This window comes from Saccharopolyspora phatthalungensis, from assembly GCF_014203395.1.
Classification (GTDB): Bacteria; Actinomycetota; Actinomycetes; order Mycobacteriales; family Pseudonocardiaceae; genus Saccharopolyspora; species Saccharopolyspora phatthalungensis.
This window is the reverse complement of sequence record NZ_JACHIW010000001.1, coordinates 2,878,119-2,895,000: the sequence shown is the minus strand read 5'-3', so window position 1 is coordinate 2,895,000 and position 16,882 is coordinate 2,878,119. Positions and strand designations below refer to the sequence as shown.

Below are 16,882 nucleotides of genomic sequence, written 5' to 3'. Positions count from 1 at the left end.
CCGGCGTGGTCCAGCAGCAATCCCTTGAGATCCACGAGCCGCACGGTAGCTCACACGATCGGAGTGTTCCGGGGCCGAAGGTGACCGGATCCGGATGCAAGTTCCTCAGTTATGGGGAAACCAGTGTCCACCGACGGCCCCGGAGGTGCCATGACCGCAGTGCTGCCGATCGAAACGCCATTGACCGAAGCCGTGGCGGAAAGCAGCGCCTCTGCTGTAGCCGCGTTCGTTGGCGAGCAGGTCTTTGACGTGCTCACCGGGCGCCGGGCGTTGCACCAGGTTCGCGAGCACGTCACCGGGCGGGTGGCCGCGCTGCTGTTGACGACTCGGCTGCACGCAGCACAAGGCCCGGACTACCGGGTGCGATCCGTCCACGCCTGCCTGGTCACCGCTTGCGCGGTGGAAGCCTGCATGATCATCGGAACGCACTGCCGGGTCCGGGCCCTGGTGCTGCGCGTCGAACAGGACAACGGGCGTTGGGTATGCACCCTGTTGTCACTGGTCTGATCAGCGTTTCTTGGTCTTCTTCGCCTCGGCTCGGGCGGCCGCCCGCCGCTCGCGCCGAGTCCCGCCACGCGCCTCTGGACCATGGCCCGCGTCGCCGGTGGTCTCCACGCCGCCGGTCTCGTTCGGCCCGGAGTAGCTCAGCCCCTGCCGCGTCGGCGACTCGAGTCCCTTGCCCCGCAAAGCGGACGGCACCTGCTCGCCTTCGCCCGCGGGAGCGAGCTGGCTCAGCGCCGGCCCGGCCGACGCCGGTTTGACCCGCCTCGTCCGCTGTTGCGCGGTCGGCTGCTGCTGCGGCGTTGGCCGTGGGGCCGGGGACACATCCGGTGTGCCGCTGCTGACCTGGCTCACCGACACCGGCACCGAGGGCTCTTCCGGCACGGGCGCCGACTCAGCCGCCTCGACCTGGACGTTGAACAGGAACCCGACGGACTCCTCCTTCAACGCCTCCAGCATCGCCCCGAACATGTCGAAACCCTCGCGGCGGTACTCGATCAGCGGGTCGCGCTGCGCCATCGCCCGCAGCCCGATGCCCTCCTTGAGGTAGTCCATCTCGTAGAGGTGCTCGCGCCACTTGCGGTCCAGGACGCTGAGCACCACCCGGCGCTCGAGTTCCCGCATCGCACCCGGGCCGACCTTGCCGTCAACCTCGCCCTCGCGCTTGGCGTATGCGGCACGCGCGTCCTCCAGGACCACTTCCAGCAGACGCTCCTTGGAGAGGTCTTCCTCGTCCTCGATGAGCGTTTCCCAACTGATCGACACCGGGTACAGGGCCTTCAACGCGGTCCAGAGCTTCTCGAAGTCCCAATCCTCGGCGTAGCCTTCGGCGGTCTCCGCGTTGACGTAGGCATTGACCACGTCGGTGAGCATGTGCATGACCTGCTCGTGCAGGTCCTCACCGGCCAGCACGCGGTGCCGCTCGTCGTAGATGACGGTCCGCTGCTGGTTCATGACCTCGTCGTACTTGAGGACGTTCTTGCGGATCTCCATGTTCTGCTGCTCGACCTGGGTCTGCGCGCTGCGGATGGCGCGGCTGACCATCTTGTGCTCGATCGGCACGTCGTCGGGCACCTTGAGCCGGGTCATCACGGTCTCGACCATCGCGGCGTTGAAGCGCCGCATCAGCTCGTCGCCCAGCGACAGGTAGAACCGGGACTCGCCGGGGTCGCCCTGGCGGCCGGAGCGGCCACGCAGCTGGTTGTCGATGCGCCGCGACTCGTGGCGCTCGGTGCCCAGCACGTAGAGCCCGCCGATGCTGCGGATCTCCTCACTCTCGGCCTCGACCTGGGCCTTGATCTTCTCGACGACCCCGGGCCATTCGGCCTCGTACTGCTCGCGGTTCTGCACCGGGTCGAGGCCACGGCTGCGCAGTTCGGCGTCGGCGATGTGGTCGATGTTGCCGCCGAGCACGATGTCGGTTCCGCGGCCGGCCATGTTGGTGGCGACCGTGACCGCGCCCTTGCGCCCGGCCTCGGCGATGATCGCGGCTTCACGCGAGTGGTTCTTGGCGTTCAGCACGTTGTGCGGGATGCCCTTTTGGGTGAGCAGCTTCGACAGGTACTCGGAGCGCTCCACGCTGGTGGTGCCGACCAGGACCGGCTGCCCCGTCTGGAACCGCTCCTCGATGTCCTCGGCGACCGCCTCGAACTTCGCCGGTTCGGTCTTGTACACCAGGTCGGGCTGGTCGAGGCGGGCCATCGGCTCGTTCGTCGGGATCGGCACCACACCGAGCTTGTAAGTGGCGTGGAACTCGGCCGCCTCGGTCTCGGCGGTACCGGTCATGCCCGCCAGCTTGTCGTAGAGGCGGAAGTAGTTCTGCAGGGTGATCGTGGCGAGCGTCTGGTTCTCGGCCTTGATCTCGACGCCTTCCTTGGCCTCGATCGCCTGGTGCATGCCCTCGTTGTAGCGGCGCCCGGCCAGGATGCGGCCGGTGAACTCGTCGACGATCAGCACCTCGCCGTCGCGGACGATGTAATCCTTGTCACTCTTGTAGAGCTCCTTGGCCTTCAGTGCATTGTTGAGGTAGCCGACCAGCGGGGTGTTGGCCGCCTCGTAGAGGTTGTCGATACCGAGCTGGTCCTCGATGACCGTGACGCCTTCTTCGGTCACGCCGACGGTGCGCTTGCGCTCGTCCACTTCGTAGTGCTCGTCGCGCTTGAGCATCGGGGCGAGCCGCGCGAACTCCTGGTACCAGCGCGAGGATTGGTCGGCCGGGCCGGAGATGATCAGCGGCGTCCGGGCCTCGTCGATCAGGATGGAGTCGACCTCATCGACGACCGCGAAGTGGTGCCCGCGCTGCACGCAATCGGCGAGGCTCCAGGCCATGTTGTCGCGCAGGTAGTCGAAGCCGAACTCGTTGTTCGTGCCGTAGGTGATGTCCGCGGCGTATGCCTTGCGCCGTTGTTCCGGCGTCATGTCGGCCAGGATCGCGCCGACCTCAAGCCCGAGGAAGCGGTGCACGCGACCCATCCACTCGGCGTCGCGGCGGGCCAGGTAGTCGTTGACCGTGACGACGTGCACGCCCTCGCCAGTGATCGAGTTGAGGTAGGCGGGCAGCACGCAGGTCAGGGTCTTTCCCTCACCGGTCTTCATTTCGGCGATATTGCCGAGGTGCAGCGCGGCGCCGCCCATCAGCTGCACGTCGAAGTGCCGTTGGCCGAGGGTGCGCTTGGCACCTTCGCGGGCAGCCGCGAAGGCCTCCGGCAGCAGTTCGTCCAGGGATTCACCGTCGGAGTAGCGGCGTTTGAACTCGTCGGTCTTGCCCCGCAGCTCGGCGTCGGAGAGCGCGACGACGTCCTTTTCAAGCTCGTTGATGTGCGCTGCGATGGTGCGCAGACGCTTGAGCATTTTGCCCTCGCCGGCGCGGAGCAGTCGGGACAGGACCATCCGGTCGACCTCACTAGCTGATCGTGACGCGTCCGTCACGGACGCTTTGTGGCCATCGTATTAGAGCTGGTCGTGGGGACCCGCCGTCCGGTGCGGTCCGGCTCGGCGGACCCGCACACGGCTGTCCCCCGCGAACCACGGTACGCGGGGGACAGGCGTTTCGGGTCGGCGTTGGCGCAGACACGCCCTACAGCGCGTCAGCCAATCTGATCACTCCGTAGTCGAATCCCCTTCTCCGGTAGACCACGCTGGGCCTACCGCTATCGGCGTCGGAGAACAGGTAGAAGTCGTGTCCGACCAGTTCCATCTGGTAGAGGGCCTGGTCAACCGTCATCGGCTTCGCCGAGTGCTCCTTCTCTCGAACGACGCGGCCCGGTTCGTATCCGTTATCCGCGGCCGTCCGCTGTTCCGGTACCTCGGCGGTGTATGTGCCGGCTTCCTGGGGCGCTTCGAGCAGCGCGGTCCGCCCTTCGCCAGCGGCGGCACCCTGGCCCATTACGACGGGTCGGTCCGCCATCGCTGCGGTCGCCTCTGCCACGGAAGTCGGGTTGTGCTGTCCGTAGTGCACCTTTCTACGGTCGTGCATGCGCCGGAGCCTGCTCTCCAGCTTGGTCGTGGCGGCGTCGAGTGCGGCATAGAAATCGCCGGCGCAGGCTTCCGCCCGCACTGGCGTACCCTTGCCCATCAGCGTGATCTCGACTCGCTGGCAGTTCTTGGCCTGGCGCGGATTTCGTTCGTGGAAGAGTTCCACGTCCGCCCGGATGGCCTTCTTGTTGTACCGCTCAAGCCGGGTCAACTTCGCATTGACGTGCTCCCGGTAGTGCTCGGGAACCTCGACGTTGCGACCCTTGACGACGATGTCCATTCACGACCTCCGTTCCTTGCGTACTCCGTAGGAGAGGTGTGCACGACGACGCCGGAGACGGCGATCAGCTCATTTCCGGCGTCAGGGACATGGGTTTCGCTCCTTCCCTCCGCCTGGGGTTGGCTGGATTGAGTGGCACGTTAGCTCGGTTTACCGATTTGTGACACCCCCCTTGTCGGGCGAATATCGGGGGAAGTCAAGCGGCCACCGAGCGTGATACCTGCCACTTTTCGAAGCAGGCCGAGGCCGCGCGCAGGTCGCGCTCGCGGCACACCATTGGTCCCGATTTTCACCCGTTCGGACGCACCGCGCGGTTGCTCCGCGCGAGGCCGTCGGGGGGCCGGGTTGTGCCTGCTCACATTGGGAAAACGCATGGACGGCAGGCGAAGTTCCCGGGTCCGTTCGGGGAACGGCGATCCACTCGAATGCTTCAGCCGGCCGTTGCGGTCAGGCTGAGCACCGCGGCAACGCCGACACCTGCGGTTCCGAGCACCTCAAGACAGCTCGCGACCGTTGCGGCGGTGGTGATGACATCGTCGATCAGCGCCACTTGCGCCGTCGGCGGCGGAAAACGACCTGTCCGGGCGAGCACTCGGCCGGACAGGTTGCTTACTCGTTCGGCCGCATCGAGCCCGGCCGAATCCACGGCGCCGCGCGCGGTGACCAGGCAATCCGCGACGGATGTCGGCCAGCCCGCCCTGGTCAGCTCGGCCGCCACCCGGTGCGCGATGCGGGACATGTGCGCGCCGCCCCGGCGGCGGGACGCGATCCGCCGCGACGGCGCGGGCACCAGCCACCAGGCCCGGCCAAGCCGGTGCTCCGCGGTGATCGCCCGCAGCCCGACCGCGAGGTGCCGGGCCAGCGGCGCGGCGAGATTGCGGCGACCCGACTCCTTGTAGGCCAGTACCGCGCGACGGGCCGGACCCCGGTACGCGCCGAGCGCGTACACGGGTGGGGCGGGCTCGGCGAGCAGCGGTCTTTCGACGCGGCGCAAACCGCCCAGTCCCGCGGAGCAGGCCCGGCACCAGGCGGTGCCGGGCGCGTCGCAGCCGGCGCAACGCAGCGGCAGCAGCAGGTCGATCAGCCCGGAAAGCCCGTCATCTAGCCAGGAAGCTCGCATGAGCCGATGGTGGCGCAAGTCGCCGTCCCGACTCACCGACGCGTGTCGGGGTTGGTCAGCCGGGGAAGAACGGGATGGAGCCGCCGCGGATCGGGACCTGAAGCAGGGACCAGACATCATCGGTGTCCCGGGACTCCCAGAGCCCGCTGCGGTCGGCGACGATCACGCGCGCGCCCGAGGCGACCGTGACCGCGTTCAACGGCTGGCCGAGGTTCGCCGCGGTGTAAGGGACCCAGCGGAACCCGTCGACCGACACCTCGAAGACCGGCGTGGTGTTGCTGTCGGTGATCGCCACCAGCGACTCGTTCTCCAGCCACTCGACGCCGGTGATGCGCACGCCCTGGGTGGACGCCAGCGCGATCGGCCGGGTCAGCACCACGCGCCCGTCCTGATCGGACACCCCGGCGACCACGATCTGCCCGTCGACCACCGCCGCGACGCGGGTTCCGTCGCGAGACAGCCGCAGGTCGGTGATCGACCGACCGCCGGTGAGCTCGTGGGCGTCCACCTGGCGCGGCACCCAACTGTTGCCGGTGTCCAGCGCGCGCACCACGTCGTGACCGTCCACGACGGTCCACACCTCGGATTTTCCGCGCCAGGTCGGCTTGCTCATGTAGGCACCGACCGTCGGCAGTTCCGGCAGGTGCGCGCCGTAGCGGCCGACCCGCAGCACCACGCCACCGGGGCGACGGGTGACTGCCGCGATCTGGCTGCCGTCCGGCGACTGGCCGGCCCGGACCACGTCGTATTCGCCCGAGCCGGCCGGGCCGGGAATCGGCTGCGCGTTCCGGTCCAGGACCACTAGCCGTTCGTCGACCACGGCCAGCCCGGGCAGGTCCGGACGGGCGAGATTGTCGGACTCGTAGGGCACGAGGTCGGTCGGCCGCAGGTCCTGCGCGTCCGGCAGCAGCGGCGCGCCCTCCTCTTTGAGCCGCACCCGCGCGCTGCTGACGCTCTGCAGGGTGAACACGACCTGGGCGGCTATCAGCCGCCTGGTTTCGCGCGGCACGTTGCCGAGGCTGGTGAGGTTGACCTCCAGCGCGCCGTCCCTCGCCTCGGTGGTGTTGGTCTTGGGATGCACGCCGCCCGGGATGGCGGTGTGCATCGATGACCGCAGACCCTCGGACGGCCCGCTGGTCAGCAGGTCGATGACCCGCCTGGGCAGCGTGCTCGCCGGCTGCGACACCACGTATCGCAGGTCCGGGACGACGCCGGTCGAGTCGTGGTCGAGGAAGTAGATCGGCACCGGCCGGTACACGGTGCTGAACGAGCCCTTGCTGGCGACGAGTTCGGGCGGCGGGGTCGCGATGCGCCACTGCCCGTCCGCCTGGCGCTCGACCCGCACCTGCGTCTGGTATTCGCCGACCTCGGGCACGAACGACGAGTCCGGCAGCAGCCGTCCCACCTTGTCGGCCTGCAGGCCGACAATCTGCACGCCCTCGGGCAGCGGCACGGGCTGCGGCGCCGGGATGGTGTCGACGTTGTCCACGATCAGCAGGCCCGGTGGTGGGCCCCAGTCCAGTCGCTCCGGCAGGGTGAGATGCAGCCGCGCTGCCTCGTGGTTGCTTTCCGGGGCGGCGGCCGAGTCGACGAAGCTGCGCACCAGGGCGAGCGGGTCGGTGCCGCTCGGCGGCGGAGTCACCGGTGTGGTCGCATTGCTCTCGTCGACAGCCTTCACTGCCTTCGGGTCCGAGCTCTCCGGGATCGATGCGCACGCCGACACCGACAGCAGCAGGGCCACCAGCACCGCCACCCGGCGGGCAAAGCGCACGCGCATCACTTGTCCTCCCAGGTCTCCTCGAATAACCGCGCCGGTCCCTGATCCCGGAGTTCCGGCTCGCCGGACTCGCCGTCCTGCGGCGGATCGACCCCGGCCGCCAGCAGTGCCTCCGGCGCCGCGATGCGGCGGGTGCCCGGCAGTGGCAACGGGCTGCTGTCGAACGCCTCGCCCGGCTGTCGGGGCAGCGTGAGGCGGAAGCAGGAACCCTCGCCGGGCTCACCCCACGCGTCCAGCGTGCCACCGTGCAACCGCGCGTCCTCCAGACTGATCGACAGCCCCAGCCCGGTGCCACCGGTCCGCCGATTGCGGGACGGATCGGCCCGCCAGAACCGGGTGAACACTAGCTCGGCCTCGCCCGAGCGCAGGCCGACGCCGTAATCCCGGACGGTCACCGCGACGGCCTGCTCGCTTCCGCCGAAGCGGATTTCCACCGGCCCGCCCTCGGCATGGTCGATCGCGTTGGCCACCAGGTTGCGCATGATGCGCTCCACCCGGCGGGCGTCGGCGACGATGATGAGCTCGGTGCCGTCGGCCGGTGCGATCACTCGCAGCTCCACCCCGCTGGTGTAGGCGATGGCGCGCAGCGACTCCACGGAGCGGTCCACGATCTCGGTGAGGTCCAGTGGTTCGGCGGCCAGGTCGGCTACGCCGGCGTCCAGCCTGGAGATCTCCAGCAGATCTGCCAGCAGCAGTTCGAACCGGTCGAGTTCGTCCACCAGCAGCTCGGTCGACCGGGACAGGCCGGGCGGGAACTGTCCGCGGGACGCGTGCAGCACGTCGGCAGCCATCCGCACCGTGGTCAGCGGGGTACGCAGCTCGTGAGAGACGTCCGAGGTGAACCGGCGCTGCAACTGGCCGAACTCCTCCAACTGCGTGATCTGCTGCTTGAGGCTGTCGGCCATCTCGTTGAACGACTCGGCCAACCGCGCCACGTCGTCCTCGCCGATCACCCGCATCCGCTTGTCCAGGTCACCTTCGGCGAGTTCCTCGGCGATCTGCGCGGCCTGCCGCACGGGACGCACCACCTGGCGGGTCACCAGGTTCGTGATGGCACCGAGCAGCACCAGCAGTACCGCGCCGCCGAGCAGCAGGGTCTGCTGCACGACCGCGAGGGTGCGCTGCTCAGCGGTCAGCGGGAACAGCAGATAAACCTGCAATGGCCTGGTAGCGGTGCTCACCGGGGTCCCCACCGCCAGCATCGTGACCGGGCCGTTCTCGCTCTGCACGGTGGTGATCTTGGTGGTCAATTGGCCGCGTTCGACGAATTGGCGCAGGTCCTGCGGCACGTCCTCGATCGGGCCCGCCGCCGGTTGCAACCGACGGTCTCCCGGCGCGTGCCCGTCGACCAGTACGGGCTCGAACGCCCCGGCCACCGTCTCGGTGGTGGACTGCCCGGAGGAAGTCGTCGTCAGCCGGTTCAGGGCGGCCTGCAACTGCTCGGCCACGTTGTCCGCGTTCGGGTCGACCGCGGTCAGCTCTCGCTCCAGGATCGGCTGGCTGTACTCGGCCTGCGCGATCGCGGCGTTCTCCTTGGCGGTCACCAGTTGCGAGGTGATCTGCCACTGCAACACCATGCCGAGCACGAACACCACGGCCAACGACAGGGCAAGGGTGCTGACCACGACGCGCAGTTGCATCGAACGCCGCCACAGCGCCTCGAAGCGGTGCCACCGGTCGCGGATCTCCTCGCGGACACGGCTGATCAACCGCCGCACCACGCGGCTTTGACGCGTCCACACGCTCAAGGCAACCGTCCCTCGGGCCCCTCCACTACAACGACCCGGCTAGCAACTCTGTCAAAAGCCCGACCGCCGGCCTACACCGGTGCCCTAGGCCGACACCTGTCCGCATGCGGTTCGACGTCAAGCAAGCAGCCACTGCCGAATCCACCACGCACGCAACTCGCACCGCCCGCGGTTCTCAGCTGCTGTGCGCGGGAAGACAGCAGCGGCGTGTTGCATTCGACCTGCCTAAGGCCAGGCTCACGGACCGAGGACGGCTGCGTTCGCCACAAGTTCCGTCCCGGGGAATGGGCCTGGAGCCCCTTTCGGTGCGCCTGCTCGCGAGCAGGCGCACCGGCTCGATCAGCCGATCACGGGGGGCCGGCTTTGTAGCCGACGCCGCGGACCGTAAGCACCACCTCGGGGCGCTCCGGGTCGCGCTCCACCTTCGACCGCAGGCGCTGTACGTGCACATTGACCAGTCGGGTGTCGGCGGCGTGCCGATATCCCCACACTTGCTCCAGCAGGACCTCGCGGGTGAACACCTGGCGCGGCTTGCGGGCCAGCGCCACCAGCAGGTCGAACTCCAGCGGGGTCAACGCGATCGGGTGGCCGTCGCGGGTCACCTCGTGGCCGGGTACGTCGATGGTCACGTCGCCGATGGTCAGCACCTCGGCCGGCTCCGCATCGGTCCGGCGCAGCCTGGCGCGCAGCCGGGCGACCAGTTCCTTCGGCTTGAACGGCTTGACGACGTAGTCGTCCGCACCGGATTCCAGTCCCAGCACCACGTCGACCGTGTCGCTCTTCGCGGTCAACATCACGATCGGCACGACGGACTCGGTTCGGATGGCCTTGCAGACGTCGATGCCGTTCATCCCCGGCAGCATCAAGTCCAGCAGCACCAGATCGGGTTTGAGCTCCCGCAAGGCAGGCAACGCTTTGGTGCCGTCGCTAACGACGGCGGTCTCGAACCCCTCACCTCGGAGCACGATGGTCAGCATTTCGGCCAGGGCCGGATCATCGTCCACCACGAGCACGCGTGCCTTCATAGCCAACATGGTTGCACTTGTCACTCAGCCGCTGTGCATCCACCCGCAGATCGTCGTCGCAGGTCGCGCCACAGCGGCGGGTTCGGCGCAGTGAATACCGCTGAATGGAGTAGACCTGCTGGCAGTTTCATGCAGTGCCCCTATTTGACCGCGGGTGTCCATCGACTCACGTTGCGTAGCAACGGGAACCGAACCTGACCGGCGGCGCCGGTGTCCCAGCTCGTGCGGGCGGCGGCGAATGTGCACTTCGGACAGTGCCGCTGCCCCGACGCGGCCGTGGATTAGGCAAGCACGTGTTTGTCGACGAGAGTGCCGAAGTCCACGTGGTTCACGCCGTCCACCACGACCCACGGCGACCACCAGTTCTCCGCGGCAAGTTGCTCGTAGACCTCGCCGCAGCGCTGCTGCAATGAGGCGTCGGACTCGAAGTTGTCCCGTTGCCTGTCCACTTCGGTGCGTTCGCGGTGCTCGGCGCGGCGAGCCGCCACTTCCGTCGGTACCTGCAACAGAATCTGCAGGTCCGGTTTCGGCAGCGCGAAACGCATCACCTCCAACTCGTGGAGCCAGGCGACGAAGTCGCCGTGGCTGTCCTGGTAGAGCCGAGCGGCGCCGTAGGCGGCATTCGAGGCGACGTAGCGGTCAAGGAGGACGACGTCGTACGCGCTGAGGTCAGCGCGAAGCGCGTCCGCCGCGTCGCGGCGGTCGAGCGCGTAAAGGACGGCCATGCCGTGGACGGAGTCGGCGAGGTCGCCGTGGTTGCCGCGGAGCGCCTCGGCGACGAGTTCGGCATGCACGTCGTCGGAATAGCGCGGGAAGGCCAAGCGCGCCACGGAGTGGCCGCGGGCCGTCAATTCCGCCGTGATCCCGTTGGCGAGCGTGCGCTTGCCCGCGCCGTCTAGTCCCTCGATGACGATTAGTCGACCCACATCCACGACGGTAGTCCAGGCGCCCCCACCTCGATCCAGGCGCCCACGGCCGCTCGCCAGACGCACTGATCCGGTTTTGCCGCCGTCGGAGTGCAACCTGCTGTGGTACCTCGCGCTGTGCGGCAACTCTGCGTCGTCGCTACCGCTTTACCGCGACGAGGCTCGCTGGACGAAGCATTCCGACATCGGCGGGTAGTGCACCGAGGTCGTGCTCCGCCTTCGGGTGACGATCAGCGACGCTGCCAGCGGCAGGACACTCGGGCTTAACGCCGCTCAATGTCGGTGCGGATTTCCGACCGCCAGCCTGCGGCTCACTTCGCGGGAATGGACTTGCTGAAGTGCAGGGCCGGAATGATGAACCCGGACGAAAGGTAGCGGCGGTGGGCGTCGTGCCGGTGCGTCCCGGAGTCGAGGTGGAGCTGCTCGCATCCAAGCCGCCTCGCCTCGTCGTTGATCCATCTCAGCAGAGCGCGGGCGTGGCCCTGGCGGCGCGCTGCAGGCAGCGTGCTCAGGTCGTCGATATAGAGATACCGGCCCCAAGCCAAGCTGTGTGCCAGCCGGAAGCCCGCTGCCGCGACTACTGCTCCGCTCGCGTCAAACGAGCCGATGAGGCGGTATCCCTCGGCTTGCTGCAGACGCACCCGCGCAACGAAATCCGGCGGATCGGCGAGGTGCGGGCGCAGCTCCTTCATAGCCGGATAAGCCAACTCGACGGTTCCTTCGCCCAGCTCCGCGATGGTCACGTTGGTTTCGATGACGTGCTCACTCACGCCATCCATAGTTAACGGTCAAATGGCATCAGATAAGTGCCAACTATCAGGAATTCGAAGATGCCACTTGTGCTTCCAGGCCACACAGGCCACTGCCCCGACTCGATGACAATCCAGGTGGGTCGTTCGAGAGCTTTCGAAGGCGCGGGAAGCAAAACCTTCTCCGCGATCAACAGCGGCTCCGGCCGGTCGGTGACCACCCGCGGTTCGGCATCCAGCATCGTGCTCGGCACCTTGCGCTCGAGAAGAGTTGCACGAGCAGGCGCATCGCAAAGCTTCATCGCCAACTCGGTCCGACTTTCCGGGCCGCCACGAACCTGGGAGCACCATCTCACCGTGATGTCCACCGAGTCACGTGCGACGCGAGGCGCGTCAATACCGGTAGTGCTCCGGCTTGTACGGGCCCTCCACGTCGACGTCGATGTACTCGGCCTGCTCCTTGGAAAGCCAGGTCAGCTCGCCACCGAGCGCCTGCACGTGAATTCGGGCGACCTTCTCGTCAAGTATCTTGGGCAGCCGGTAGACCTCGTTGTCGTACTCCTCGTGCTTGGTGAACAGCTCGATCTGGGCGATTGTCTGGTTAGAGAACGAGGTCGACATCACGAAGCTGGGATGCCCGGTGGCGTTGCCCAGGTTCAGCAGGCGCCCCTCGGACAGCACGATGATCGACTTTCCGTTGTCGAACACCCACTCGTCGACCTGCGGCTTGATCCGCACCCGGCGCACGTCGGCGGCGCGGTGCAGACCGGCCATGTCGATCTCGTTGTCGAAATGGCCGACGTTGCCGAGGATCGCCTGGTGCTTCATCCGGCGCATGTGGTCGATGGTGATGATGTCCTTGTTGCCGGTCGTGGTGATCACGATGTCGGCCTGGCCGATGACGCTCTCCAGCCGGGCCACCTGGTAGCCGTCCAGCATCGCCTGCAACGCGTTGATCGGGTCGATCTCGGTGATGATTACGCGGGCCCGCTGGCCGCGCAGCGACTCCGCCGAGCCCTTGCCGACGTCGCCATAGCCGCACACCACGGCCACCTTGCCGCCGACCAGCACATCGGTGCCGCGGTTGATGCCGTCGATCAGCGAATGCCGGATGCCGTACCTGTTGTCGAACTTCGACTTGGTCACCGAGTCGTTGACATTGATCGCCGGGAACAGCAGTTCGCCCTGCGCGGCCAACTGGTAGAGGCGGTTGACGCCGGTCGTGGTCTCCTCGGTGACGCCCCGGATCCCCGCCGCGGCGCGCGTCCACTTGGTGGCGTCGGCGGCCAACGACACGCGCAGCGAGTCCAAGATCACCTTCAGTTCGTCCGGGTCGTCGTCCGACGGATTCGGCACCACACCGGCCTTTTCGTACTGGACCCCCTTGTGCACCAACAGGGTCGCGTCGCCGCCGTCGTCCAGGATCATGTTCGGTCCCCGGTCACCGGGCCAGCTCAGCATCTGCTCGGTGCACCACCAGTACTCCTCCAGCGTCTCGCCCTTCCACGCGAAGACCGGGACGCCCCGAGGTTCCTCCGGGGCGCCGTGCGGGCCGACGACCGCGGCGGCCGCCGCCGCGTCGTCGGTGGAGAAGATGTTGCAAGAAGCCCAACGCACCTCGGCGCCCAGCGCCACCAGGGTCTCGATCAGCACCGCGGTCTGCACCGTCATGTGCAGCGAACCCGAGACGCGCGCGCCCTTCAGCGGATACACCCCGGCGTACTCGCGGCGCAGTGCCATCAGGCCGGGCATCTCGTGCTCGGCCAGCCGAATCTGGTTCCGACCGTCCGCGGCCAGCGCCAGATCCTTGATCGCGAACTCGATGCCGTTGCGGGTCTGCAGCTTCTCGGCACTCATCTGTCGGACTCCTCAGAAAGACCGCGGCCTGGTCGGGGCGCGGATTCGTCAGCCGATTCCGCGCCGAGCCTACCCGCAGTATTCGACTGATCGCGCTCGGCGATCACCCGGCGGGGTCGTGACCTGCCGAAGCCGGCTCCGCCGAGCAATCCGATGGTCAGCCAGCGAAGCGGAGTCTGCGGAACCGAGGACATGGGGTCCCTCGAGCGATCACAATCGGAGAGGCAGAGCTCGCCAGATGTCGATCTGCGGTGGAGAATCGCCACCGGCGTTTCGGCGATCAACAACCGCTCGGGAGGATCCAGTGCACATACCCGGGCCCGACACTCGCGTCGTCGAGCTGCGAGTACACGGCATCCTCGGCGCCACGGGCGACGAGCTGACCGATTCGGTGGCCGCGGTGGACGTCGCCGGAGACGGCATTGGGCGCATCATGCGACCGGCCGACCGGCTGCGCCGTCCCGTGCCCGGCCCCATGCTGTCGACCGGGGACCGCTCGGTGCCCCGGATCATCGAAGGCTACATCTGGGGCGGCATGACCTCCGGCGGCCTGTCCAAGGCAACCTGGGCCTTGCTGTTCCCGTTCGCGCTGGCCAACATGGCGCACTGGATGCTTCCACCGGCCCGGACCGACAACCCGCTCAGCCGCGCACTCTCGTCCGCGCTGCGCGCGCTGCTCCGTACTTCGGCCCTGCTGCTGACGATGCTGTTCGTCGCGCAACTGACCGTGGTCAGCCTGGACCTGGTGGCCGCGCAGTGCCTCCAGCCGGGCGTACCGTGCATGGAGTTCGTCCCGGAAGTTGCCCGGAACCTCGACATCCTGCGCTCGTCGGCCGCATTGCTGCCCGTCGTACTCGTGGTCCTCCTCATGTATCGTCTGTCCACTGTGTCCTGGCAGGTCTCCGCGCCGAAGACCGACAAACCGCAGCATTCGGCGCGCGCGCCGATGTTGCCCGGGGCGAACGTCGTCGCGGACCCAGACACGCCGGCATTGCGCGCCCTGCACGTCGTCGCCGCACTGTCCACTGTGGCGTTGCTCGCGCTTGGCGGGCCATTCGCGATCACCGCTGATCCGCGCTGGCTGCTCGCGGTAGCCCTGCTCTGCACCGCCTTGATCGGGACCGCCGCGCTCGACGATCCGGCCGGGATGCACCCCGGTCGCGGGAAAAACGCCGTGCGGACCGTTCTCGGGCGAACACCGCGCCGCGTGATGATGACCGCAGCGTCGGTGCTGCTCTGCTCGGTCGCACTCCTTCCCGAGCCGCTGACCGGTCCGCTGCCCGGATCCGGCGCCACGGTCGACGCGATCACTGGTGCGCTGGTGATCACGTGCCTCGCGGTGGCCATCCTGCTCGCGCCCGCCGCACTGCTGGCGCGACCTGGCTGGAAGACATGCCCGCCTCGCCTCCGCCCCTGGGCCGGGGGTTGGATGACCGCGCCGATTCTGATGGTCGCCTGCATGCTGGGAAACGGTTTCGGCGCAGGGTTCGGCCTCAGCGTGCGGCAGGCGCTAACTTCCCAGCATGTACAGACCGCCCCGGTGCTGAGCCTGCCCACCGCGTACGACGACGTGACGATCTTTTGGGGCACGACCGCCGTGCTCACGCTAGCCGCTGCGACCGTCTGGACCCCGTGGATGTTGCTCAAGCGGTGGCGGGCGGGGCGCGCCGACAGCGACACGGACAGGTCGGATGACTCGGTCGGCACCGACGACTCGATCCCCGACGAGGTCGCATTGCTGCACGCCGGGCGGCGCAAGGACCAAAGTGCGGCGGCTAACGCCTGGAAGTGGGCGGACCTGCAGCGTCGTTACTCACATTATGTCCTCCTGGTGATCACTGGGGTGCTGGCGGTCAGCACCGCGTCGGCCCTGGTGGCGCGGTTCGCCGGGTTGCCCGGGTTCGCCTGGTCGGGATGGCTGGTCGGCGTCGGAGTCGCCGCCCTGGCGACACTCGCCGTCGGGTTGCTGCGGATGGTGTACCAGGCGGCGACCAAGCGGAACACCGCCCGTCACCTGGGCGTGCTCTGCGATCTGGCGCTGTTCTGGCCCCGCGAGGCGCATCCCGTGGTGCCACCGTGCTACGCGCTGAAAGTGGTCCCCGAACTCGTCGACCGGGCCACCGAACACCTCGCCGATCCGAACACGCGCGTGGTGCTGGTCGGGCACAGCCAGGGAAGTTTGCTCGCCACCGTCGCCACCGCCCGGCTGCTGGAGTCGCTGCCCGAGGCCGACCGCGAACGGGTCGGGCTGGTGACCGCGGGTTCGCAACTCCAGTGGGCGTACCCGCGCGCGTTCCCGGGCGTGGTACCGCACGCTTCGCTGCGCGATCTCGCCGGCGCGCTCGGCGGTCGCTGGCGCTCGCTGTGCCGCGGCACCGACCCCATCGGCGGCGCGGTGACCACCTGGAACCGGCAGGTCTACGACGGCATGCTGATCGGAGTCGGTTTCCGAGCCGACGGAACCGAGGGACCACTGCCCGCCGCCACCCGCGGACCGACCGGCGCCCTGGTGCTCGGCGGCGACCACTGGATCCCGGACCCGCAGCGCGGCCCGTTCTCCTGCCGCCGCTGGGTTCCCGGCGTGCTCGGCCACACCGATTACGCCAGTGACCCGGAGTGGGACCGGGCGGTCGCGATGGCCGCTGGTCTGGAGACTCCGGTCCGCGGCGCCGCACTGCCGCTGCGGCCCCAGACTCCGACCCCTGCCCAGCTTCCGGCCACGGCAAGCCCCTCGAAGACCCTGCACCTGACGGCACAGGGCGGCGACGGCGGATCTCTCACCGGCAACATCGAGGAGTTGACCCACGCGTCCGCGGAGGCCGCAGAGCCCGAAACCGTCCGCAACAGCCAAGCAGACGAGCCGGAGCGAACCACTGCGGCGGCGCTGCAGCATGATGCCAAGCCCCGCACAGAGCCTTCGGTGTTACCGGAGATCACCGAGCCCCGTGGTCGCAGCGCTCCGTGGGAACGCGGCATGGCGCTGCGCGCCGCCGAGCATTGATCGGATCCCGGAAGCCGCAGGCCGGACAGCGCCTCAGCGGCCCGCCACCGTGCGTCGCGCCTCCACGACGTGACGCACGACCAGCACGCAGCACTCGGCGGGGGTCCAGTGCCCTGCGGGGGACCGCCGTCGGACGAGCACATGATCGCTCCTGGTGTGCCCGAGAGCCGCACCGCAGCGGAGGCGGCCACGATCACGAACGCATTCCGCTGGGGACCATCGGGGCGGTACTCGGAGTTCCGGACCCTGCGGCGTCGCAGCACTGCTTGGTCGAATCCGCACGCAATGTCACCGCGGCGATGTGCGACGGGATGCCTGTTTCTGGTAGCAGCTGTTTTCGGTGCCATGCTCGCCATGATCCCGATCCGAAGCCCGGAGATCATCACCCAGCCAGGTGAACGTTTGTTCGAATGGGTGGCGAAAA

General features: G+C 68.2%; 13 protein-coding genes (1 of these 13 running past the window's edge). 2 read left to right on the top strand and 11 right to left on the bottom strand.

The features are described 5' to 3' along the window. Positions 1–35: the 5' portion of an HAD-IA family hydrolase gene (locus BJ970_RS13370; RefSeq protein ID WP_184726561.1), read on the bottom strand. 373 nt of this gene lie to the left of the window's left edge; the window shows 35 of its 408 coding nt (coding positions 1–35); the start codon lies at positions 33–35; the stop codon falls past the left edge of the window. A gap of 115 nt (positions 36–150) precedes the next feature. On the opposite strand from BJ970_RS13370, the gene BJ970_RS13365 reads away from it, so the two are divergent. Beyond that, positions 151–507, top strand: a complete 357-nt coding sequence (locus BJ970_RS13365) for an Rv3235 family protein (RefSeq protein ID WP_184726560.1) — start codon at positions 151–153, stop codon at positions 505–507. Here BJ970_RS13365 and secA read toward each other — a convergent pair whose 3' ends face one another. From secA to ahcY, 10 genes are all read right to left on the bottom strand, one after another. Next, positions 508–3,390 (bottom strand): preprotein translocase subunit SecA, encoded by a 2,883-nt coding sequence (gene secA, locus BJ970_RS13360; protein ID WP_184726559.1) that lies wholly within the window; start codon positions 3,388–3,390, stop codon positions 508–510. It lies immediately after the preceding gene. 187 nt (positions 3,391–3,577) lie between these two features. Beyond that, a complete protein-coding gene (gene hpf, locus BJ970_RS13355; RefSeq protein ID WP_184726558.1) occupies positions 3,578–4,255 on the bottom strand; it encodes a ribosome hibernation-promoting factor, HPF/YfiA family in 678 nt (225 codons plus the stop codon). Positions 4,256–4,685: 430 nt separating this feature from the next. Beyond that, positions 4,686–5,375 carry a ComF family protein gene (locus tag BJ970_RS13350; protein WP_184726557.1) on the bottom strand — a complete coding sequence of 230 codons (690 nt, stop codon included), beginning with the start codon at positions 5,373–5,375 and terminating at the stop codon, positions 4,686–4,688. A 55-nt stretch (positions 5,376–5,430) separates the two neighbouring features. Further along, positions 5,431–7,152, bottom strand: a complete 1,722-nt coding sequence (locus tag BJ970_RS13345) for an LpqB family beta-propeller domain-containing protein (protein WP_184726556.1) — start codon at positions 7,150–7,152, stop codon at positions 5,431–5,433. Further along, positions 7,152–8,900 carry an MtrAB system histidine kinase MtrB gene (gene mtrB / locus BJ970_RS13340; protein WP_184726555.1) on the bottom strand — a complete coding sequence of 583 codons (1,749 nt, stop codon included), beginning with the start codon at positions 8,898–8,900 and terminating at the stop codon, positions 7,152–7,154. Before mtrB ends, BJ970_RS13345 begins: the two co-directional genes overlap by 1 nt. A gap of 347 nt (positions 8,901–9,247) precedes the next feature. Further along, positions 9,248–9,925, bottom strand: a complete 678-nt coding sequence (mtrA, locus tag BJ970_RS13335) for an MtrAB system response regulator MtrA (RefSeq protein WP_221467136.1) — start codon at positions 9,923–9,925, stop codon at positions 9,248–9,250. A gap of 281 nt (positions 9,926–10,206) precedes the next feature. Continuing rightward, a complete protein-coding gene (locus BJ970_RS13330; protein WP_184726553.1) occupies positions 10,207–10,851 on the bottom strand; it encodes a dTMP kinase in 645 nt (214 codons plus the stop codon). Positions 10,852–11,162: 311 nt separating this feature from the next. Then, the gene (locus tag BJ970_RS13325; RefSeq protein ID WP_312864235.1) at positions 11,163–11,621 is read right to left on the bottom strand and encodes a GNAT family N-acetyltransferase; all 459 of its coding nucleotides are present in this window, start codon (positions 11,619–11,621) and stop codon (positions 11,163–11,165) included. A gap of 11 nt (positions 11,622–11,632) precedes the next feature. Then, positions 11,633–11,968: a hypothetical protein gene (locus BJ970_RS13320; RefSeq protein WP_184726551.1), complete on the bottom strand. Its 336-nt coding sequence runs from the start codon at positions 11,966–11,968 to the stop codon at positions 11,633–11,635. Between the two features lie 25 nt (positions 11,969–11,993). Then, positions 11,994–13,457 (bottom strand): adenosylhomocysteinase, encoded by a 1,464-nt coding sequence (gene ahcY, locus BJ970_RS13315; protein ID WP_184726550.1) that lies wholly within the window; start codon positions 13,455–13,457, stop codon positions 11,994–11,996. A 304-nt stretch (positions 13,458–13,761) separates the two neighbouring features. Between ahcY and BJ970_RS13310 the strand changes: the two genes are divergently transcribed. Next, positions 13,762–16,458, top strand: a complete 2,697-nt coding sequence (locus tag BJ970_RS13310) for a hypothetical protein (RefSeq protein ID WP_184726549.1) — start codon at positions 13,762–13,764, stop codon at positions 16,456–16,458. Positions 16,459–16,882 lie beyond the last annotated feature (424 nt).

Coding starts and splice junctions, on each gene's coding strand:
- secA (WP_184726559.1), bottom strand. CDS start 3,390: ATGGTCCTGTCCCGACTGCTCCGCGCCGGCGAGGGCAAAATGCTCAAG.
- BJ970_RS13350 (WP_184726557.1), bottom strand. CDS start 5,375: ATGCGAGCTTCCTGGCTAGATGACGGGCTTTCCGGGCTGATCGACCTG.
- ahcY (WP_184726550.1), bottom strand. CDS start 13,457: ATGAGTGCCGAGAAGCTGCAGACCCGCAACGGCATCGAGTTCGCGATC.
- mtrA (WP_221467136.1), bottom strand. CDS start 9,925: ATGAAGGCACGCGTGCTCGTGGTGGACGATGATCCGGCCCTGGCCGAA.
- BJ970_RS13345 (WP_184726556.1), bottom strand. CDS start 7,152: ATGCGCGTGCGCTTTGCCCGCCGGGTGGCGGTGCTGGTGGCCCTGCTG.
- BJ970_RS13365 (WP_184726560.1), top strand. CDS start 151: ATGACCGCAGTGCTGCCGATCGAAACGCCATTGACCGAAGCCGTGGCG.
- hpf (WP_184726558.1), bottom strand. CDS start 4,255: ATGGACATCGTCGTCAAGGGTCGCAACGTCGAGGTTCCCGAGCACTAC.